General features: G+C 61.9%; 20 protein-coding genes. 6 read left to right on the top strand and 14 right to left on the bottom strand.

All coding sequences use genetic code 11. From position 1 onward, the window contains the following. Positions 1-136 precede the first annotated feature (136 nt). A complete protein-coding gene (speA, locus tag WJM78_RS06875; RefSeq protein ID WP_287146565.1) occupies positions 137-2,038 on the bottom strand; it encodes a biosynthetic arginine decarboxylase in 1,902 nt (633 codons plus the stop codon). 27 nt (positions 2,039-2,065) lie between these two features. Between speA and WJM78_RS06870 the strand changes: the two genes are divergently transcribed. Both WJM78_RS06870 and pepT read left to right on the top strand, forming a co-directional pair. Next, complete coding sequence (locus tag WJM78_RS06870; protein WP_181364704.1) at positions 2,066-2,521, top strand: hypothetical protein; 456 nt, start codon at positions 2,066-2,068, stop codon at positions 2,519-2,521. Positions 2,522-3,116: 595 nt separating this feature from the next. Further along, positions 3,117-4,340 (top strand): peptidase T, encoded by a 1,224-nt coding sequence (gene pepT / locus WJM78_RS06865; protein WP_339014651.1) that lies wholly within the window; start codon positions 3,117-3,119, stop codon positions 4,338-4,340. A 114-nt stretch (positions 4,341-4,454) separates the two neighbouring features. Here the strand turns inward: pepT and WJM78_RS06860 are convergent, their stop codons facing one another. The 4 genes from WJM78_RS06860 to WJM78_RS06845 all read right to left on the bottom strand — a co-directional run bounded on the left by WJM78_RS06860 (position 4,455) and on the right by WJM78_RS06845 (position 7,474). Then, the gene (locus WJM78_RS06860; RefSeq protein WP_042034586.1) at positions 4,455-4,763 is read right to left on the bottom strand and encodes a SelT/SelW/SelH family protein; all 309 of its coding nucleotides are present in this window, start codon (positions 4,761-4,763) and stop codon (positions 4,455-4,457) included. An 88-nt stretch (positions 4,764-4,851) separates the two neighbouring features. Further along, on the bottom strand, positions 4,852-5,973 hold the full coding sequence (locus WJM78_RS06855; RefSeq protein ID WP_108536461.1) for an adenosylhomocysteinase: 1,122 nt from the start codon (positions 5,971-5,973) through the stop codon (positions 4,852-4,854). Positions 5,974-6,161: 188 nt separating this feature from the next. Beyond that, positions 6,162-6,899 carry a hypothetical protein gene (locus WJM78_RS06850; protein ID WP_339014648.1) on the bottom strand — a complete coding sequence of 246 codons (738 nt, stop codon included), beginning with the start codon at positions 6,897-6,899 and terminating at the stop codon, positions 6,162-6,164. Continuing rightward, entirely contained in the window at positions 6,899-7,474 is a 576-nt protein-coding gene (locus tag WJM78_RS06845) for a YceI family protein (protein ID WP_339014646.1), read from the bottom strand. Before WJM78_RS06845 ends, WJM78_RS06850 begins: the two co-directional genes overlap by 1 nt. A 110-nt stretch (positions 7,475-7,584) precedes the next feature. Here WJM78_RS06845 and WJM78_RS06840 point away from each other — a divergent pair, with 110 nt between their 5' ends. Further along, complete coding sequence (locus tag WJM78_RS06840) at positions 7,585-8,487, top strand: LysR family transcriptional regulator (protein ID WP_287146567.1); 903 nt, start codon at positions 7,585-7,587, stop codon at positions 8,485-8,487. Between the two features lie 14 nt (positions 8,488-8,501). On the opposite strand, the gene WJM78_RS06835 is transcribed toward WJM78_RS06840, so the two are convergent. Then, positions 8,502-8,939 carry a hypothetical protein gene (locus WJM78_RS06835; protein WP_042034594.1) on the bottom strand — a complete coding sequence of 146 codons (438 nt, stop codon included), beginning with the start codon at positions 8,937-8,939 and terminating at the stop codon, positions 8,502-8,504. A gap of 66 nt (positions 8,940-9,005) precedes the next feature. Between WJM78_RS06835 and WJM78_RS06830 the strand changes: the two genes are divergently transcribed. Beyond that, the gene (locus WJM78_RS06830) at positions 9,006-10,736 is read left to right on the top strand and encodes a formate--tetrahydrofolate ligase (RefSeq protein ID WP_339014643.1); all 1,731 of its coding nucleotides are present in this window, start codon (positions 9,006-9,008) and stop codon (positions 10,734-10,736) included. A 326-nt stretch (positions 10,737-11,062) separates the two neighbouring features. Here WJM78_RS06830 and folE read toward each other — a convergent pair whose 3' ends face one another. Beyond that, complete coding sequence (gene folE, locus WJM78_RS06825) at positions 11,063-11,719, bottom strand: GTP cyclohydrolase I FolE (protein ID WP_042034596.1); 657 nt, start codon at positions 11,717-11,719, stop codon at positions 11,063-11,065. Between the two features lie 308 nt (positions 11,720-12,027). On the opposite strand from folE, the gene moeA reads away from it, so the two are divergent. Together moeA and moeB are read left to right on the top strand one after the other, a co-directional pair. Further along, positions 12,028-13,254 carry a molybdopterin molybdotransferase MoeA gene (moeA, locus tag WJM78_RS06820; protein ID WP_339014640.1) on the top strand — a complete coding sequence of 409 codons (1,227 nt, stop codon included), beginning with the start codon at positions 12,028-12,030 and terminating at the stop codon, positions 13,252-13,254. Next, positions 13,251-14,006: a molybdopterin-synthase adenylyltransferase MoeB gene (moeB, locus tag WJM78_RS06815; protein WP_339014638.1), complete on the top strand. Its 756-nt coding sequence runs from the start codon at positions 13,251-13,253 to the stop codon at positions 14,004-14,006. The genes moeA and moeB overlap by 4 nt, the downstream gene beginning before the upstream one ends. Before the next feature lie 36 nt (positions 14,007-14,042). Here the strand turns inward: moeB and WJM78_RS06810 are convergent, their stop codons facing one another. The 7 genes from WJM78_RS06810 to moaC all read right to left on the bottom strand — a co-directional run bounded on the left by WJM78_RS06810 (position 14,043) and on the right by moaC (position 19,061). Beyond that, the gene (locus WJM78_RS06810; protein ID WP_339014636.1) at positions 14,043-14,819 is read right to left on the bottom strand and encodes an alpha/beta fold hydrolase; all 777 of its coding nucleotides are present in this window, start codon (positions 14,817-14,819) and stop codon (positions 14,043-14,045) included. A 129-nt stretch (positions 14,820-14,948) separates the two neighbouring features. Continuing rightward, complete coding sequence (gene modC, locus WJM78_RS06805) at positions 14,949-16,034, bottom strand: molybdenum ABC transporter ATP-binding protein (RefSeq protein WP_339014634.1); 1,086 nt, start codon at positions 16,032-16,034, stop codon at positions 14,949-14,951. Beyond that, positions 16,031-16,711 (bottom strand): molybdate ABC transporter permease subunit, encoded by a 681-nt coding sequence (modB, locus tag WJM78_RS06800; RefSeq protein WP_108537441.1) that lies wholly within the window; start codon positions 16,709-16,711, stop codon positions 16,031-16,033. The genes modC and modB overlap by 4 nt, the downstream gene beginning before the upstream one ends. A gap of 223 nt (positions 16,712-16,934) precedes the next feature. Beyond that, complete coding sequence (gene modA / locus WJM78_RS06795; RefSeq protein WP_339014632.1) at positions 16,935-17,663, bottom strand: molybdate ABC transporter substrate-binding protein; 729 nt, start codon at positions 17,661-17,663, stop codon at positions 16,935-16,937. 87 nt (positions 17,664-17,750) lie between these two features. Further along, positions 17,751-18,224, bottom strand: a complete 474-nt coding sequence (gene moaE / locus WJM78_RS06790; RefSeq protein ID WP_042034606.1) for a molybdopterin synthase catalytic subunit MoaE — start codon at positions 18,222-18,224, stop codon at positions 17,751-17,753. Between the two features lie 100 nt (positions 18,225-18,324). Beyond that, positions 18,325-18,570 carry a molybdopterin synthase sulfur carrier subunit gene (moaD, locus tag WJM78_RS06785; RefSeq protein WP_339014630.1) on the bottom strand — a complete coding sequence of 82 codons (246 nt, stop codon included), beginning with the start codon at positions 18,568-18,570 and terminating at the stop codon, positions 18,325-18,327. Then, positions 18,567-19,061 carry a cyclic pyranopterin monophosphate synthase MoaC gene (moaC, locus tag WJM78_RS06780; protein WP_042034608.1) on the bottom strand — a complete coding sequence of 165 codons (495 nt, stop codon included), beginning with the start codon at positions 19,059-19,061 and terminating at the stop codon, positions 18,567-18,569. The genes moaD and moaC overlap by 4 nt, the downstream gene beginning before the upstream one ends. Between the last annotated feature and the right edge of the window lie 49 nt (positions 19,062-19,110).

Raw genomic sequence — 19,110 nt, 5'->3', positions numbered from 1 at the left:
TCGTCGCATGACGCTGGCCGCCCCGCATTCCCCCCTCAAGAAGATGAGGATGCCATCAACAACAACGGCGCCCGAAGGCGCCGTTTTTTCATTCCCGTCTTTTTGTTGCCACCGACGGGGCGAACAAGCCCGAGGCTTATTCGTCTTCCAGATAGGCGTAGCCTTGCAGACCCAGCTCCAGCTCGTCGAGCAGGGCTTTGCGGGTCGCGTCGTCCAGCACCGGGTGGGAGACGATGCGCTGATAGTTCTCGCGAATGACGGAGGGGTCGATGTTGACGTAACGCAGCAGCTGATCGACGGTATCGCCGCGCACCACATTGCGAATCTCCATCTTGCCCTCTTCATCGAGACACACTTCCGCGCAGTGAGTGTCACCGAACAGGTTGTGCAGATCCCCCAGGATCTCCTGATAGGCACCGACCAGGAAGAAGCCGACGTGGCACACTTCGTTCTCGGCGTACTCCGGCATCGGCAGCGTGCTCTCGACACCCAGACCGTCGACGTAGTGCTCTACCTGACCGTCCGAGTCGCAGGTGATGTCCATCAGAATACCGCGGCGGCTGAGCGGACGATCGAGACCGGTCAGCGGCATCACCGGGAATACCTGACCGATACCCCAGGCATCCGGCAGGGACTGGAACAGGGAGAAGTTGGCAAAACACTTGTCGGCCAGTTTCTCGGAGAGCTCGTCAGCCAAGGCGCGGTGGTTGCGGTTGACCGGGTTGAGCAGCTCTTTGAGCATCAGACAGGTGTTCTGGTGCAGCATCTCGGCCCAGGCACGTTGCTCCAGGTTGAGCAGGCCCATGGTGTACTGGGTGTTCACATCGCCCAGATCCGCCACCGAGTCGTGGAAGATCTCCAGCAGGGAGGGATCTTCGCTGCGAAGATCCAGCCAGCCTTTCCACATGTTCTGCAAAATGGTGGGGGCGTCGTCATCCGGCGCGCTGATGTCGCTCATCTCTACCCCTTCGGCACCAATCAGATTGGTGACCAGCACGGCGTGGTGAGCGGTCAGGGCACGGCCGGACTCGCTGATGATGGTCGGGTGCGGCAGGTCAAACTCGCGGCACACATCGCCGATACCCCACACCACGTTGTTGGCGTACTCGGACAGGCTGTAGTTGGCGGAGCAGTGACTCTGGGAGCGGGTGCCCTCATAGTCCACACCCAAGCCACCCCCCACGTCGACCACGTCGACGGGCACGCCCAGACGACGCAACTCGGAATAGAAGCGGCCGCACTCGCGGATCCCGCCCTGAATGTCGCGGATGTTGGCGATCTGGGAGCCCAGATGGAAGTGCAGCAGTTGCAGGCAATCCAGCTTGCCGACACTGCGCAGACGCTCGACCAGCGCCAGGATCTGGGAGGCGGAGAGGCCAAATTTGGACATGGAGCCGCCGCTCGATTCCCACATGCCGGAGCCGGTGGAGGCAAGCTTGGCGCGCACCCCTATGTTGGGCTTGATGTTGAGGCGAGCTGACTCGTCCAGCACCATTTCCAGTTCAGAGGGTTTTTCCACCACGATATAGACCTTGTGGCCCATCAGGTTGCCCAACAGGGCGTGGCGGATATATTCGCGGTCTTTGTAACCGTTGCAGACGATCACCGAGCCTTGCTCATGGTGATGGGAGAGCACGGCCAGCAGTTCCGGTTTGGAACCAGCTTCCAGGCCAAGCCGGGGCTTGTCGCTGTAGGACTGGCTGATGGTCTCGATGACACGACTCTGCTGGTTTACCTTGATCGGGTAAACACAGAGGTAGTCCCCTTCATAGCCTGACTTCTCGATGGCCTGACCAAAGGCGTTGAACAGCGCATCGACCCGACTCTTGAGGATGTCAGGGAAGCGCAGCAACACGGGGGTGGTCAGCCCGGACTGACGCAACTGTTCGATAGCATCAGAGATGACGATGTGTGCGTCAGGGCGTGATTTGTCGGGCGCGACGGTCACATGACCGGCGTCATTGATGTTGAAAAAACCCGCACCCCAGTAGGGAACGTTGTAGACCTTCAAGGAGTCCTTGCTGGACCAGTTAGTCATGGGCTATGCCTCGCAAATGAGCGGCCAGTGGCCGCCTTCGTTACCCTCAATCACATCCAGACCATCTCGTGCAAAGCGTGGCGAGCCAACGCTGCCTGCTGGAGTCTGGAAAGTCCTCTGTCTGAGCCCGCGGCGCAGGGCCGCTTGACCTCGACCGTGACTCGCTGTCACATCCAGACCATCTCTTTGCACATCGCGGCAAGCCTGTGGCTGCCTGGTGGATTTTGGGAAGTAACGAGTCTTGATGTGGGGCTGGTGGCTTTACATCAAGCTCAACGGTATGCGGTGCTGCGCAAACAGCGCCGCGGTACTTTGATGACAGACGACATCAGCCACGCCGTCAGTTCATCATTCGGCAGCATCACGACGACAAGGGAGGTTTCAAAGAAGAAAGCGAGGGCGCCAGCACGCAAGCGTGTTGATAGACGACCACGACCACAGCCCAACCCAATACCCGTGACCGCCCATGACAAGGGAAGATGATGAGCCATTGGCTCACTCGGTCAGATGGATAATGAGTGTCCGTTGTTCTCCCTGATACCGGAGCCTAACCGGTATTAAAGAAACCATACCCCAGCAGTGTCTGTCGTTTCTGCGTGCCTCGCCCTATAGGCGTATGATCTTTCAGGTTTCTGGCGGCCTCAGCCTGCTTCAGGGTTACCCTTGGATCGGCGCGGAGTGTACACACTTACCGCCAGCGGTGACAATAAAAAATAGTGTTCAAAAACTGCTTTTAATAAGGCGATCAAATCTTGCTGCCGATGAGGCTGGCACTGGGATGCCGAGGCTCACCCGCAGGTCAGTCTTGCCCCTGAAAATAGCGCGGGATTGGCCCCCTCGGGCAGAGCCCTTGTGGCACCCCGCCGCACATCTCATAGGGTCTCATGACAACACGCTTAAAAATGCAGATTTATCGTTACTTTATTCTAAATAAAATATCACTAACCACCGCTTGCTCTACCTTACACGCTTCACACCACATCTTCGCCAAAAAATGTGACAAAAACTGCGCTGACGCAATAAGCGCCCCGGCAAGATTGACCACAATGGTCCTTCATCACAGGTTTGAGGCTTGCCAATGGATACCCTGCTTGAGCGCTTTTTGCGTTACGTGACGTTTCATACCCGCTCCGATGCGACCAATCCCGCCTGCCCCAGCAGCGAAGGCCAGCTGATCTTCGCCCGTGCCCTGCAAGATGAGATGCAGCAGATGGGGCTGACCCGGGTCACCCTGGACGAGCACGGCTACCTCACCGGCTGCCTGCCGGGCAACCAGCCGGATGCCCCCGCCATCGGCCTGATTGCCCACATGGATACCGCCGACTACGAGGCCGAGCAGGTGGTCCCCCAGCTTATCGAGCACTATCAGGGAGGGGACATTTGTCTGGGCAAGGGGGACGAGGTGCTCGCCATCCGTGACTACCGTTTCCTGAAAAATTACCTGGGCCAGGATCTCATCACCACCGACGGCACCACACTGCTGGGCGCCGATGACAAGGCGGGCATCGCCGAGATCCTCAGTGCCATCGCCCATCTGCAGGCCCACCCCGAGCTCCCCCGTGGCGACGTCTGGGTCGGCTTCACTCCGGACGAAGAGATAGGCCGCGGCGCAGATCGCTTCCCGCTGGACCGCTTCCCGGCTCGCTGGGCCTATACCGTGGATGGCGGCGAACTGGGGGAGCTGGAGTATGAAAATTTCAACGCCGCCAGCGCCAACCTGCGCTTTGTCGGCAACAACGTCCACCCCGGCACCGCCAAGGGCAGCATGATCAACAGCCAGACCCTGGCCGCCCGCTTCCACGCCGCCATGCCCGCCGGGCAGACCCCTGAGTGCACCGACGGGTATGAGGGCTTCTTCCATCTGGCCCAGATGAGCGGCACCGTGGAGGAGAGCACCCTGCACTACATCATCCGTGACTTCGACGACGAACATTTCGCCGCGCGCAAGGCCGAGATGCAGAGCCGGGTCGCCGCCATGCAGGCCGAGTATCCCAAGGCCCGCATCGAGCTGACCCTGACCGACAGCTATCGCAATATGCGCAGCCAGATTGAGCCGCACATGCACATAGTCGAGCTGGCCCGCGCCGCCATGGAGGCCGCAGACGTGGAGCCCAAGATCAAGCCGATCCGCGGCGGTACCGACGGTGCCCGCCTCTCCTTTATGGGCCTGCCCTGCCCCAACCTCTTCACCGGTGGCCACAACTTCCACGGCAAGCACGAGTTCATCCCGCTGCAATCCATGGAAAAAGCGGTCGCCACCCTGGTGGAGCTGGTGCGCCTCACCTCCGCCTGGCGCGCATAAGGTTATTGCCACCTCCCCGCAGGCGGGAAACTAAACAAGGAGAGGGAGGCCATGGCCTCCCTCTCCTTTTTCTATATTGCTGGCAACCTTTGCAGGCGATATGCCAAGTTGAGGCTACTCGGCCGCCTTGCGATCCGAGTGGCCCAGATCCCGCTGTGGGGCGATGACATCGCGCACCCGCTGCTTGATCTCTTTGGCCTCGGGGAAGCCCTCGTCAGCCACCCGGTCCCACACCAGCACGCCATTTACCAAGATACGGAACTCCCCCTTGCTGGCGGGCACCAGCGCCACTTCGCCAAGATCGCTGTCGAAGGTGGAGAGCAGCTCCTGCGCCAGCCAGGCGGCGCGCAGCATCCAGCGACAGAGGGTGCAGTAGCGGATCTCGATGCGGGGCTTGCTGATGGGGATTAACGACTCTGTCATTGGGTGACTCCATAAAAATCGGCCAGCGGGGAAGGGGGATAATGATGACCCGCCATGTCTGCTGCTATAGCCAAGAGTGCAGCCTGGCTCACTGGCTGACCCCGTGGAAATCGCTTAGCCAGTGACGGGCTATGGTGCGCATGGTCGACTGCGGCAGATCGAACAGGCCAGGGGCCAGGGGTTGCTGCGCCAGCTGGCGCACCCCTTCGATGATCTCCGCCAGCACCAGATAGACATATTCGCCGATGACAGCGCCGTGGACGAAATTGACCGCCTCCCCCCGGTTGAGCAGGAAGATGGTGCTGCCATCGGGCCGGGTCAGCGCCAGCACATGGGGGCACACCTCCTCGCTCGGCCAGGGCAGCCGAGAGAGACAAAATGCGAATTCGTCATCGGCCGAGGTGACCGAGGCCAGCATGGCGCCAGGGCGCAACTGCTGCAGATCGGCCAGGTCCAGCGCACCGTTGCCGGTGGAGCAGATGACCAGCTCGGCCCGACTGAGCGCCTCGGCCTTGCCCACCAGTTTGAAACCGTGGGAGAGCGCCTCCACCTGACGCAGCACGTCTGTCTCCACCAGCTCCAGATGCAGGTTGCGGCACCTGAGCTCGCGGGCGATGCTGCGCCCCACCTTGCCATAGCCGAACAGAGCGGCCTGACAGACGTTGAAGGTGCGGTTTAGCGTACGTGCCAACGACTCGGCGGAGTAGACCACGCTCAGACCAATCTGGATATCCTCGGCCTGCTTGAGGGGGCTGCGCGCCACCGAGATGACAGGGGTCACCAGCACCTCCTGTTGGTAGCGCTGATGGCCGTTTTCGGTCATCTCCACCACCCCGAGGAAACGGGGGCCGAAATACTCGCTCAGGGTCGCTTGGGTTTTAGCAAAGTAGCCACCTATGTCCAGAATAATCAGCCGTTCATGGGGGGCCACCAGGGGGGCTATGTGCTCTATCACCCCCTGCGGCGTATTGGTCCACTGGCGGTTGAGCGGCAGCACGGGGTAATGCTGCTGGGCCCAGGTCAGGGTAGGGCCGTGCACTGACTTGGGTTTGGGCAGGATGGCGCCGATCCGCCCGATGTGATCGAGGGCCTGGATAAACTGGGGGCGATCGGGAAGCAGGTGGGTAACCAGCAGGATACAGAGACCATCGAGGCGGCCCTGCTCGGTGAAATGGCGAAAAAACAGATGCTCAGATCCTTGACTGCGCAACTGTGGCCTCCTTAGCGCGCCGCAAACAAGCAGGCAAACAGAACCCGGTATCACCGGGTTCTGTTTGTGTGTCCAGATAATTGAAAAACCTTTTTATCTGAATCCACAGGGGGGCTCAATCTTTATCTATACAGTCTATGACGAAGTCGTCAACTTTCGGGTTAATCGACTGTTTTTTATGCTAAAAGTCAGTACAAAGAGGCCTCTGGCCACACCTTCCACAGACTCAATCCAGTGCCCACTCCCGCCAGCAGGATCAGCGCAACCCAACGCGGGATCCAGGGCTTGTTGCGCAAGGCCCACTCCAGCAGTGGCAACAACCAGACCGGCAGCAAGACCACAAGCGGCACTTCCACGTATTGCCAGGCGAGCATCTGCATGAAGGCCAGTGCCAACCCGAGCGCGGCAGGCGCCGCCTTAATGCCGGCAAAGGCGCCGAGCAGGGCGCGGAAACCGGCAAAGGCAGCCAGGGCACCCGCCAACTGGGCAATCAGCAAGCTACCGTCGATGCCGATCACCAGCGCCAGCCAGATGAAGCCAAGGGCAAAGCCCAGCCCTTCGCGGCAGTCACCACGCAGCTCGGTCCACCCCAGCCAGGCGATGGCGGGCAGCAATGCCAGCCAGATGCGCGGCTCACTGCTCAGCACAGAGGCCATCCCCTGCCACCACACCAGAGCGGAGAGCGCCGCGAACAGCAACAACGCGGCCCGCTTGTCCGCCAGTTGCGCCGCAATCGCCGGCACCAGCAAGATCAGCGGCAGCCATTGCCACGCCTTGGCTGGCAGCCCATAGGCGCCACCCAGCAGGCAGCCCACCAGCCAGAGCGCCAGGGCGCCCCACAGATACCCCAGTCGCGGCCAGCGCCATGACAGCAAAGCGGCCCCTAAAGGAGCCGCCAGGGTTTGTAGCAGGAGTGCTGCGCCCATTACTTGCGCACGCCTTCGACAAACAGGTTGATACTCATCTCGTCCGGAATGCCGGGCAACATGTAGCTCACACCGAAGTCACTGCGCTTGATGGTGGTGGAGGCGTTGAAGCCGCTGCGATAGCCGCCCCAAGGATCCTTGCCCTCGCCAATCTTGACCAGATCGAAGGCCACCTCTTTGGAGACGCCGTGCAAGGTCAGGGTCCCTTTCAGTACGCCTTTATCCGTGGTGCCCTCATAAGCAGAGCTGACGAAGGTCATCTTGGGATACTGCTTCACGTCCAGAAAATCGGGGCTGCGCAAGTGTTTGTCGCGGGCCTCGTGGTTGGAGTCCACGCTGGCGGCATCCACTTCGAAGCTCGCCCTGGCCGCAGCCGGATTGGCATCGTCCATGCTGAAAGTGCCGCTGAAGGTGTTGAAACGACCGACCAGCTCGGAGAAGCCGAGGTGCCCCACCTTGAACTGGACAGTGGTGTGAGCCGCATCGACGTCGTAATCGGCCGCCATCAGGGGGGCCGCCATCAGGGGGGCCGCCATAAACAGGCAGGAGGCCAGCAGGGCCTTGGTCATTTTCATCCGTTCGTTCCTTCATATTGGGGGTTCACAACAACAACCAAGATGCTAACCTCCATAGCAGAATAGATAATCAGCGATTTATTAAAATAATTATCAACTGAGAGTGAAAAATGGACCAGATAGCCGCCATGCGCACCTTCATCAAGGTGGTGGAGTGTCAGAGTTTTACCAAGGCCGCTAACCAGCTCGGCATCTCGGTCGCCATGGCCTCCAAGCTGATGCAGCAGCTGGAGGAGTCTCTCTCCACCCGTCTGCTGTCGCGCACCACCCGTCAGGTCAACCCCACAGAGGCGGGCCAGTTCTACTACCAGCGATCCCAGGCCCTGCTGGCAGAGCTGGAAGAGACCCACAGCCAGCTCACCCGCAACAACCAGCAGCCTCAGGGCACCCTCAAGCTATCGGTGCCGATGGACTTTGGCTACCTGCACCTCTCCCCCGCCCTGCCGCTGTTTCGTGAACGCTTCCCGGACCTGAAGCTGGAGATAGAGTACAGCGACCGGCGAGTGGCCCTGGTGGAAGAGGGGTTCGATCTGGCGCTGCGCATCGGCAACCTGCCAGACTCCTCCCTGGTGGCCAAACCGCTGGCCATGATGAAGCTGGAGGTGTGTGCCAGCCCCGCCTACCTGGCCCGCAAGGGCGCGCCGCAGAGCCCGGAGGATCTCAAGCAACACGACTGCCTCATCTACACCCTGACCCAGCCGGACTGGGTCTTCAAACGGGATGGTGAGCAGCTGAGCATTCGCCCGCAGGGGTCGCTTCGCGCCAACAACGGTGTGGCCCTGACCCGGGCCGCCTGCGATCATCAGGGCATCATATTGCAGCCCACCTTCATCGTCGGCGATGCACTGCGCTCGGGGGCGCTGGTGTCACTGCTGCCGAAGTGGGAGAAGGGGCAGGTGGGGCTCTATGCCCTCTATCCGCACCGCCGTTTCGTGTCGGCCAAGGTGCGCTGTTTCATCGAATTCGTGCAGGAGCGTTATCTTGCCCCCCACTATTGGGATCGCAAAGAATAAGCCCGAGCCGGGATTTATGATGTGGAGGCGCCAGACGGTGGCGACCCAGGTTCGGCTGGCTGCGGCAGTTCGGCCACCAACAGCTGATCGGTCTGCATTATTTGCCAGCGAGGCAGGCGGCGCCGCAAGGTGGCAATTTGCTCTTCGCTCAAGACATAGGGCAGCCTGATGTGCAGGCAGTGACAATCGAGCATGCCGGCCAGCTGCAATATCAGGATGAGATTGGCCTCATCCGTCTTGTGTTTGTTGATGCGTTTGCCCAGTTCGTGACGAAAGTGGGTCTCGGGATCCTGGATCATCGCCTGCCAGCCATAACCGAACAGCGGCATGAAGGCGCTGACGATGCCAAGGGCGGTGAGCGGCCGCTTGGGCGGGTGGTAGAGGGCGTTGAGATCCAGCAGTATGGGCGTTAGATGCAGCTCACGACTGCCGGATAAAATGTTATTACTCATTGGATAACCCTGTTGATTCCACTAGACTGCGCCGCATATTTGACCTGACATGCCAACGAGGTGCTGATGCTAAGCGATATCGAGATCTCCCGCCAGTCCCCCCGTCTTCCCATCCAGGTGCTGGCCGAACACTTGTGCATCCCGGCTCACCTGCTCAGTCCTCACGGTCACTACAAGGGCAAGCTCAGCCTCGGCCTGCTCAACCAACCTGCTGGCAAGGCGGGCAAGCTGGTACTGGTGAGCGCCATCACCCCGACGCCCCTCGGCGAGGGCAAGACGGTCACGACCCTCGGTCTCTCCATGGGGCTCAACCACATAGGCCAGCCCAGCATCGCCACCATACGCCAGCCGAGTCTCGGCCCGGTATTCGGGGTCAAGGGCGGCGCCGCCGGGGGTGGCCATGCCCAGGTGGTGCCGATGGAGGAGATGAACCTCCACCTGACCGGCGATTTTCACGCTCTCACCGCCGCCCACAACCTGGCCGCCGCCGCGCTGGATGCCCGCTTGTTCCACGAGCAGAAACTGGGCGATGAGTTCACCGCCAGAACCGGTTTGCCGCGGCTAGACATCGACCCTGCCAACATCCTCTGGCCGCGTACCCTCGACATGAATGACCGCGCCCTGCGCCACCTCAGCATCGGTCAGGGTGGCCCAGGCGATGGGGTGGAGCGCACGGATCGTTTCGTCATCACGGCCGCCTCCGAGCTGATGGCTATTCTGGCGCTGGCCGGCGACCTGAAAGACTTGCGCACCCGCATCGGTCGCATCCAGCTGGCCCTCGATAACCAGGGCAACCCCATCACCGCCGAGCAGCTGGAAGTCGCGGGCGCCATGACGGTGCTGCTCAAAGACGCGCTGCAACCGACCCTGATGCAGACCACGGAGCAGACCCCGGTGCTGGTGCACGCGGGCCCCTTTGCCAACATAGCCCACGGCAACTCCTCGGTGATCGCCGATCGTATGGCGTTGCAACTGACCGACTATGTGGTGACAGAGGCGGGTTTTGGCTCCGACATGGGGCTGGAGAAGTTCTTCAACATCAAGAGCCGCCAGTCCGGTATCACGCCGGCCTGCGTGGTGCTGGTGGCAACGGTGCGCGGCCTCAAGGCCAACAGCGGCCTGCTCGACATCCGCCCCGGCCAGCCCCTGCCCGAGAGCCTGCTGGAGGAGGACTTGCCCACCCTTGAGCAGGGGTGCACCAACCTCGCCTGGCATATCAACAATGCCCGCCGCTATGGCGTACCCGTGGTGGTGGCGGTCAACCGCTTCCCCACCGATAGCCAGGCCGAGCTGGCGCTGCTGATGCGCGAGGCACTGCGGGCCGGTGCCTGTGGCGCTGCCATCTCCCACGCCTTCACGCAAGGGGGCGCGGGTGCCAGCGAACTGGCCAGGGCCGTGGTCGCCGCCTGCGAGATGCCAAGCCAAATCCAGCTGCTCTATCCCGATGAGATGAGCCTGTGTGCCAAGCTCACCACCCTGGTGGAGTGCGGTTATGGCGGGCGCGGTGTCCTGCTCTCTGACAAGGCACGCCGACAGCTGGCGGCGCTCTCGCGCGCAGGCTGGGATCACCTGCCCATCTGCATGGCCAAGACGCCGCTCTCCATCAGCCATGATCCCGCCAGGAAGGGAGTACCGACTGATTTCGAGGTGCCCATCGACGAGGTGAGGTTGTGCGCTGGCGCCGGTTTTGTCTATGCGCTGGCAGGTCCCATCATGACAATGCCGGGGCTCGGCAGCCTGCCAGCCTACCGTCATATCGACATCGATGATGACGGCGAGATCGTCGGACTGAGCTGATGGATGATGGTGACTGGCAGCAGCAGCCCAAGCCACCGCCCCGGCAGCCTGCCACCGATTATCGCCATATCGATATCAACGAGTAGGGCGAGATAATCGGGTTGAGCCTCCACGCTCAAGATCGTCAGACACGACAAGGCCCCGCCAATTGGCGGGGCCTTGTGTTATGACAGCGATCACCTGTTCAATCACGGGTTGACCGCACCGGTCCATCCCTGAAGGACATTGACGGATGACACAGGAGAGATGGCCGACTGGCCCCATGAACAAAAGAGGAAGGAGGAAGAAAGGAGGCATACCGCCATGGCAGCATGCCTCCTGACAGATCAGCCTTTCAGGCCGCCCAGAAACTCGGCACGGGTGTCGGGCTGGGTCTTGAACACGCCACCGAGAGAGGTGGTCGTGGTATAGGAGGTGGAATCCATCACGCCACGCGCCTTTACGCAGAAGTGGGTCGCCTTGATGCTGATGGCCACATCTTTGGTGCCGAGCAAGGTCTGCAACGCCAGCAGGATCTGCTGGGTGAGCCGCTCCTGCACCTGGGGACGGCGGGCGAAAAACTGCACTATGCGGTTGATTTTCGACAGCCCGATCACCTTGCCACGGGGGATATAGGCCACGTGGGCCTGTCCATCGATAGTGACGAAGTGGTGTTCACAGGTGCTGGTGAGGCTGATATCCCGCACCATGATCATCTCGTCCACCTTCATCTTGTTCTCGATGACAGTCACCTTGGGGAAGGTGCTGTAATCGAGGCCGGAGAAGATCTCGTTCACGTACATCTTGGCGATGCGGTGCGGCGTCTCCGCCAGGCTGTCATCAGTCAGATCCAGCCCCAGCGTCTCCATGATGGCGCGCATGTGGCCTTCGATCTTCTCTTTCTTCTGCTGACCATTCAACGTATTGGCCACCAGAGGTGTCTCGAGGCCCTCGGTCTCGAGGGCTGCCCTGACCAACAGGGCTTCCTGGCTTAAGCTCGTCATCTTGTTCCTCTCCCACGCTCATTAACTGTGATGGCCGTCTTGTCTGTGACGGCACTTTGTTGTGGCGCAATAGTAAACGGCGATTATTGCCATAATTCAAGCTAACTCAAGTCCGCCACCTGACTTTATGCCAATCCGTCGGGTTTTGCCCCTTGATGGCCGCCCCCATACGGGGAGGGTTGCAACAAACAAGTCATCTTCCGCCATCCCCGGTGCCAGGCAGCGTGGTATCAGCCCCTGATAAGCCTGCCCATCCACGGTGATTTTTGGGATAATCCGCCTTCAACCACACCAAAGAGGTAATGACGATGGGATTTGATACCAGCGGACTACTCCCCCTGAGCGATGCCCTGCAAGGGATGCTGGACCAACTCGCCTGCTGCTGCGACACCGAGCAAGTCCCCCTGCCCCACGCCCTTGGCCGGGTGCTCGCAGCAGATATCGCCTCCCCCTTGTCAGTGCCTCCGTTCGACAACGCCGCCATGGACGGTTACGCCGTACGGCTCGCCGATCTGGCGACCGGCACCCCGCTCATCATGGCGGGCAAGGCCTTCGCCGGTCAGCCCTATCAGGGGGAGTGGCCCGCGGGTCACTGCGTGCGGATCATGACCGGTGCGCCCGTGCCAGAGGGCACGGATGCGGTGGTGATGCAGGAGGAAACCCGGGCCGACGGTGACAAGATCGCCTTTCTGGTACCGCCCATTCCGGGCCAGAATATCCGCCGCCGCGGCGAAGATATCCGCGAGGGGGCCAGCGTGCTCAGCAGCGGTACCCGGCTCACCCCCCGCGAGCTACCGCTGCTGGCATCCCTCGGCATCGCCACCATGCCGGTGCGCCGCCCGCTGAGAGTCGCCATCTTCAGCACAGGGGACGAGCTCAAACCGGTCGGCACCTCGCTCGCCCACGGCGACATCTATGACTCCAACCGCTACGGGGTCAAGGCCATGCTGGCGCGCCTTGGCTGTGAATGCCTCGACCTTGGCATCATACCGGACGACCCCGCGCAACTGCGCGCCGCCTTCCAGCAGGCCGACCGTGAGGCCGATGCCCTCATCACCACGGGAGGCGTCTCGGTCGGTGAGGCAGACTTCACCAAGCAGTTGCTTGAGGAACTCGGCGAGATCGGTTTCTGGAAGCTCGCCATCAAGCCAGGCAAGCCATTCGCCTTCGGCCGCCTGCCCAACGCCTGGTTCTTCGGCCTGCCGGGCAACCCTGTCTCCGCCATGGTCACCTTCGATCAGCTGGTGCAACCTGCGCTGGCCAAGCTGGCCGGGCAGCAGTTCGAACGACCGCTGCAACTGCAGGCCATCGCCAGCGAGCCCCTGAAAAAAGCGCCGGGTCGACTCGACTTTCAGCGCGGCATCTTGCGCCAGGGGCCAGACGGCCTCGAGGTGCGCAGCACAGGCTCCCAGGATTCCGCCGTGTTCAGCTCACTGTCGCGGGCCAACTGCTACATCATCCTCGAACGTGAGCGGGGCCGCGTTGCTGCGGGCGAAACAGTCACTGTCGAACCATTCGGGGGATTGCTGCTGTGAGCGACATTCTCTCGGATGCCGAGCTCTTGCGCTACAACCGCCAAATCATCCTCAAATCCTTCGACTTCGAGGGGCAGGAGGCGCTCAAGCAGGCCAAGGTGCTGGTGATCGGTGCCGGGGGCCTTGGCTGCGCCGCCAGCCAGTATCTGGCGGTGGCCGGTATTGGCCAACTCACCCTGGTGGACTTTGACAAGGTGGAGCTCTCCAACCTGCAACGTCAGGTGCTGCACACGGATGAGCGCATCGGCCAGTACAAGGTGGACTCTGCCGCCCAGTCGCTGCGCGCGCTCAATCCCTGGCTCAAGGTGGAGACCCATGCCGCCATGGCCGACGAGGCGCTGCTCGATGCCCTGCTACCCCGTCATCAGCTGGTGCTCGACTGTACCGACAACCTGACCATCCGCAATCTGCTCAACCAATACGCGCGCAAACACAGGGTGCCCCTGGTCAGCGGCGCCGCCATCCGGCTGGAGGGACAGCTGTGCAGCTTCACCTGGCAGGAGGATGAGCCCTGCTACGCCTGCCTCAGCGCCCTGTTTGGCGAGCAGGCCCTTACCTGCGTCGAGGCAGGTGTGCTCGCCCCCGTGGTCGGTCTGGTGGGCAGCTTGCAGGCGCTGGAGGCGATAAAATTGCTGGCAGCCACGGGACGTAGCTACAGCGGCCGCCTCTTGATGATCGATGGCCTCACCGGTACCTTTCGCGAGATGAAGCTGCCCAAGCGCCCCGACTGCCCGGTTTGCTCCCATCCTTGAACCCGAGCGATAACCACAAAAAAGCCGAACCTGCGTTCAGTGGGTGGTGAGGATCCGCTGCAGCAAATGATTGAACCCTGAGGGATCTTCTGCCGGCCAGGCGTGGTGGCCGTTGGGGGTGTGGATGGTGGCGTTGGGCAGGGCGGCAAACTGCTCTACTCGCTTGGCGAGCGGCAGGTAGTCGTGACTGGTGGAGATGATGGCCACCGGCTGCCAGATAGCGCCGAGCCGGGCGCGCACCGACCAGCCGGGCAAGGCGTCGAGCAGCGCCTTGTAGACCCGCTTCCGGTTGCGCACGAAGCGCAGCCGGAAGGTGTGGCGCACCCGGGCGAGATCCGGGCCCGGGAAGAGCTCGCGACCGAGCCACCAGGCAAGCGGGCGCATGCCAAACCAGCGCAACCACTTGAGGCGCTGGGCGTAACGCTCCTGCTCCTTCGGCGTTTCCAGCAGAAACTCGCTGACGCCGTTGACCAGTACCAGACCTCGCACCTTGTGAGGAAGTTGCAAGGCCAACTCCAACGCCACCATGGCTCCCAGCGACAAGCCCACCACCCAGGCAGGCTCCGGCTGCTCATCGAGCCAGTTCACCACGTCGGCGGCCAGAGTGGCCACGTCGAATGGCCCCTCCTGCATGCTCTGGCCGTGGCCACGCAGGTCAAGGGCCACCACCCGGTAATGATCGGAAAAACGTTCGATCTGCGCCTGCCAGTCGAGACTGGAGGAGCCCAGCCCGTGCAACAGCAACAGCAAGGGGCCCTCCCCCGCACTGCGCAGGGCAAGACCGTTGGATTTCATCACCTGATTGCGACGCATCAGCTCATTGCCTCTCGACTCATCGTCTGAACCATGCCTTGTTTATCCCGATTGTAACCAACCCGCTTGCGGGCCCCCCCCGGCACCCGCCGGGCATGTCGCACCACAATGTATCAGAACGACGCAGACTCAGCCCTCGCTGACCAGACTGACCGCCTTGATATAGGCATATATCTGCTGCTCGGGCGCCAACGCCAGACGCTTGGCGGAGCGGCTGGTGATCCGGGCCAGCAGTATCTGCTCACCCAGCGCCAACTGCAACAGGGTCTGGCCGGGGCGCACCTCGTGCACCGCAAGCAAGCGCGTGACGAGGCAGTTGGAGAGGCTGGAATGCTCGATGGGGGCGGTGGCGATCACCACGTCTCGCCCCGCCACCTTGATCTGCAAGGGGCCGCTCTCGTCCGGCACATGGGTCATGGTGACCCGCAGACGCTGCTCGCCGAGCAGCAGGGTCGCCATCTGCTCGTCGTCATCGTAGTGGGCCAAAGTGGCATCCAGCATCACCCCGGCATCGTCGCGACTGGCGAGCGAGAGATCGGTGCGGGCGAAGATCTCGCTCGGCCGCCCCTGCGCCTCCACCCGGCCCCCCGCCAGCAGCACCAGCTGATCGCAAAGCAAACTCACCTCCTCCATGGCGTGGCTGACGAAGATCATCGGCATACCACTCTCCTGCTGCAATCCCTTGAGCACATGGGCCTGATGGATGCGGCTACGCCTGTCCAGCGCAGAGAAGGGCTCATCGAGCAGCAGCAGATCGGGCTCCGCCAGCAGGGCCCGAGCCAGCGCTACCCGCTGACGTTGCCCACCGGAGAGGCCATGGGCTGGCTGCCCCAACAGATCGGCAAAGCCGAGCCGCACGGCCAGCACTTCGGGTTGCCAGCCCCCGCGCCCCTTGCGGGCCGCCAGTTGCAGATTGCCGAGCACCGTCAGATGAGGGAAGAGCCGCGAATCCTGAAACACCAGCCCGATACGGCGCGCTTCGGGTAGCAGCACTGCGCACTCCCGCCCGCGCCAGCGCATGCGATCCCCGCTTTGGCGATCGAGCCCGGCGATAATGCGCAGCAGGGTACTCTTGCCGCAGCCAGAGGGGCCAAACAGACCGATAATCCCCCCCAGCTCGAGCGTCAGTGCACAATCGAGGGTAAAGGGGCCGAACGCGCGCCGGGTCGTGAGGTTCAGGGAATTGCCCTGCGCCATAGTGGCTGTCTGGTTCATCCGAACAGTCTCCGCTGCCTGCGCTGCAACACCCCGTAGACCAGTACCAGCATCACCAGCGAGAAGCCCATCAGACCGCCCGCCAGAATATGGGCGTTTTGATAATCCATCGCCTCCACATGATCAAACAGGGCGATGGAGAGCACCTGAGTTTCCCCCGGGATATTGCCGCCAATCATCAGCACCACGCCAAACTCCCCCAGGGTGTGGGCAAAGCCAAGCGCCGCCGCCATCACAAAGCTGGGCAGGGTCATAGGTAAAATGATCTGAAAAAAGCGCTCAAGCGGCCCGAGCCCCAGCGTGGATGCCGCCTCCAGCTCCTTATTGCCCATGTTGACGAAGGCGGAGGTGAGCGGTTGTACCACAAACGGCAGCGAATAGAGGATGGAGGCCAGCAGCAAGCCGAAAAAGCTGAAGGCGAGCGGGGCGCCGAAGGTGTCCCGCCACCAGGCGCCGAAGCCATATTCAGGGGAGAAGGCGAGCAGCAGATAAAACCCCAGCACAGTGGGGGGCAACACCAGCGGCAACGCCACCAGCGCCTCCACCAAGGGGCGCAGCCGGTTCTGACTGCGCGACAGCCACCAGGCCAGCGGCGGCGACAACAGCAAGAGAATGCCGGTGGTACTGGCCGCCAGCTTCAGGGTGAGCCAGATGGCCAGCAGATCCCCTTCACTCATCGGACTCACTCCCAACGCCAGGTCCAGCACCAGACACTGCGAATGAGCCGCACTCCCGGTAGAGCGGATCCCGAGCTAGACAAGTCATTGCCAGCAGATCTCTTTCAATACTCATCGCCACGCTCCCGGTTGAAATCAGCCAACGGCATGGTGTGCATCCTCATTGCAAAGAGTGGTCAACCCTAAGGCCGACCACTCATGGCTACGCATCAGGCTCATGCCCTCATTGGGGCAGGGCATAGCCAGCGCCCTTGATCTGCGCCTGAGCCGGCCCCTTGAGCCAGGCGACCAGCGCCTCGACGGCGGCCCCCTTCTTCAGCACCAGCCCCTGCTGTTCGATGGCCGGATAGAGTGTGTCCGGCACAGCCCAGGCCTCGCCGGTTTTACCGGCGTCCACCAGGTTGGCCCAAGCCACGAAACCCAGCTCGGCGTTGCCGGTATCGACAAATTGCCAGGTCTGGCCGATGTTGGCGCCGGTCAGCAGCCGGTACTGCTTGGGATCGATCTTGAGGCTCGCCAGGGTCGCCATGGCGGCGGCGCCATAAGGGGCGGTGCGGGCATTGGCGATGGCGAGGTTGCCTTTCCAGTTGCGCAGTGTCGCCTCGTCAGGGGCCGGGCCCCCCTTCTGCCACAGCCCCAGCTGACCAATGGCGTAGGTGAAACGATCGCTGCCCTTGCCCGCTTTTTCCAGCTTCTCGGGGGTGGCCACATCGGCGGAGAGGAAGATATCGAACGGCGCGCCGTGGCTAATCTGGGTGTAGAGCACCCCGGTGGCGGCGGAAGAGATGGCCAGCGTGTGGCCGGTCTTGGCAGTGAACTCCTTGCCAATGCGCTCCATGGTGCCCTTGAAGTTGGCGGCCACGGCCACCTTCACCTCATCAGCCTGCACGGCACCGGAATACAAGGTGGCGGCGCAGACCCCTGCCATGACAACAGATAACAGCGGTTTCATTCCCTTTCTCCTGATGGGGCCCGCACATCCGCGCCCCGAAACGGGGCCGTGGTTCCCGTTGAACCTGCGCCCCTCGTGATGAACAGGTCAGGCTTGCCAGCGGGCGGCGGCCGTGTTGTCACTCTCCTTGGCCTCGACCCAGCGTTGCACGCCCTCGGCGGTCAGCTCTTTTTTCCAGAACGGTGCCCGGGTTTTCAAGAAATCCATGATGAAGTGACAGGCATCAAACGCCGCATCGCGGTGGGCACTGCTCACCGCCACCAGCACAATCTGATCGCCAAGCCACAGCTCGCCGATACGATGAATGAGGGTACACTCCTGCAGCGGCCAGCGCTCGCGGGCCTCCTGCACGATATCGGCCAGCGCCTTCTCGGTCATGCCGGGGTAGTGCTCGAGGGCCAGCCCCTTCACCGCCTCCCCCTGATTGAAGTCGCGCACCTTGCCAACGAAGGTGACGATGGCGCCACTGTCTGGGCGGGTGGCGAGGCGGGCATATTCGTCCGCCAGCGAGAAGTCCTCCCGCTGCACCAGAATGCGATCTGTGATGGTTACGTCGCTCATCTTTAACCTCCGGTCGTTACTGGAGGGAAAGGGAAGAAGGCCACTTCATCGCCATCGCACAGCTCAGTGGTACGATCCACGGTCATTATCTCATTCATTCTCAGCCTCCGGTCACCGGTGGGAAGAAGGCAACCTCATCGCCATCATTGATAGGCGTATCGAGGGGCACCAGCATCTGGTTGACCGCCACCAGCAGTTTGCCCGCCTCAAGGGCCAGTGCCCACTTGTCGCCGCGCTCACTTAAGTCGCAGCGCAGCTGCTCGGCGGTGGCGTAGTTGCACGGCAGGCAGAGCTCATCACAGGCCACCAGCTCTCTTACTTGCGCAAAAAACAGTACCTTGATCATGCTTGCTCCCCGCTATTTGACCCCAGTTGGAAATGACCGGACTTGCCGCCCTTTTTCTCCACCAGTCGCACCTGCTCGATCACCATGTCCTTTTGTACCGCCTTGCACATGTCGTAGATGGTCAACGCCGCCACCGAGGCCGCGGTCAGCGCCTCCATCTCCACCCCTGTCTTGCCAGAAAGTTTGCAGAGGGTACGGATATGAACCCGATGCTGTTCGGGCAAGGGCACTATCTCCACCTCCACCTTGGTCAAGGCCAGCGGATGGCAGAGGGGGATAAGATCCGCCGTTTTCTTGGCCGCCATGATGCCGGCAATGCGGGCGGTGGCGAACACGTCCCCCTTGTGGTGCTGACCGCTCAGGATCAGCGCCAGGGTTTCAGGTGCCATGGCGACGAAGGCCTCGGCGCGGGCCTCACGTTCGGTGACCTGCTTGTCGGTCACGTCCACCATATGGGCTTCGCCGCTTTGGTTGAGATGGGTCAGGTTCATCACGCTCCCCTTGAAGGCTGAAATAGTACCGGGATCAATGGCTCGTGCT

The sequence above is a fragment of the Aeromonas popoffii genome, from assembly GCF_037818705.1.
GTDB lineage: Bacteria > Pseudomonadota > Gammaproteobacteria > Enterobacterales > Aeromonadaceae > Aeromonas > Aeromonas popoffii.
This window is presented reverse-complemented; position numbering and strand designations above follow the sequence as displayed.

Bases quoted from the DNA above. Each gene is read 5' to 3' on its own strand.
- speA (WP_287146565.1), bottom strand. From the start codon at position 2,038: ATGACTAACTGGTCCAGCAAGGACTCCTTGAAGGTCTACAACGTTCCC.
- pepT (WP_339014651.1), top strand. From the start codon at position 3,117: ATGGATACCCTGCTTGAGCGCTTTTTGCGTTACGTGACGTTTCATACC.
- WJM78_RS06860 (WP_042034586.1), bottom strand. From the start codon at position 4,763: ATGACAGAGTCGTTAATCCCCATCAGCAAGCCCCGCATCGAGATCCGC.
- WJM78_RS06850 (WP_339014648.1), bottom strand. From the start codon at position 6,899: ATGGGCGCAGCACTCCTGCTACAAACCCTGGCGGCTCCTTTAGGGGCC.
- WJM78_RS06845 (WP_339014646.1), bottom strand. From the start codon at position 7,474: ATGAAAATGACCAAGGCCCTGCTGGCCTCCTGCCTGTTTATGGCGGCC.
- WJM78_RS06840 (WP_287146567.1), top strand. From the start codon at position 7,585: ATGGACCAGATAGCCGCCATGCGCACCTTCATCAAGGTGGTGGAGTGT.
- WJM78_RS06835 (WP_042034594.1), bottom strand. From the start codon at position 8,939: ATGAGTAATAACATTTTATCCGGCAGTCGTGAGCTGCATCTAACGCCC.
- WJM78_RS06830 (WP_339014643.1), top strand. From the start codon at position 9,006: ATGCTAAGCGATATCGAGATCTCCCGCCAGTCCCCCCGTCTTCCCATC.
- folE (WP_042034596.1), bottom strand. From the start codon at position 11,719: ATGACGAGCTTAAGCCAGGAAGCCCTGTTGGTCAGGGCAGCCCTCGAG.
- moeA (WP_339014640.1), top strand. From the start codon at position 12,028: ATGGGATTTGATACCAGCGGACTACTCCCCCTGAGCGATGCCCTGCAA.
- WJM78_RS06810 (WP_339014636.1), bottom strand. From the start codon at position 14,819: ATGCGTCGCAATCAGGTGATGAAATCCAACGGTCTTGCCCTGCGCAGT.
- modC (WP_339014634.1), bottom strand. From the start codon at position 16,034: ATGAACCAGACAGCCACTATGGCGCAGGGCAATTCCCTGAACCTCACG.
- modB (WP_108537441.1), bottom strand. From the start codon at position 16,711: ATGAGTGAAGGGGATCTGCTGGCCATCTGGCTCACCCTGAAGCTGGCG.
- modA (WP_339014632.1), bottom strand. From the start codon at position 17,663: ATGAAACCGCTGTTATCTGTTGTCATGGCAGGGGTCTGCGCCGCCACC.
- moaE (WP_042034606.1), bottom strand. From the start codon at position 18,224: ATGAGCGACGTAACCATCACAGATCGCATTCTGGTGCAGCGGGAGGAC.
- moaD (WP_339014630.1), bottom strand. From the start codon at position 18,570: ATGATCAAGGTACTGTTTTTTGCGCAAGTAAGAGAGCTGGTGGCCTGT.
- moaC (WP_042034608.1), bottom strand. From the start codon at position 19,061: ATGAACCTGACCCATCTCAACCAAAGCGGCGAAGCCCATATGGTGGAC.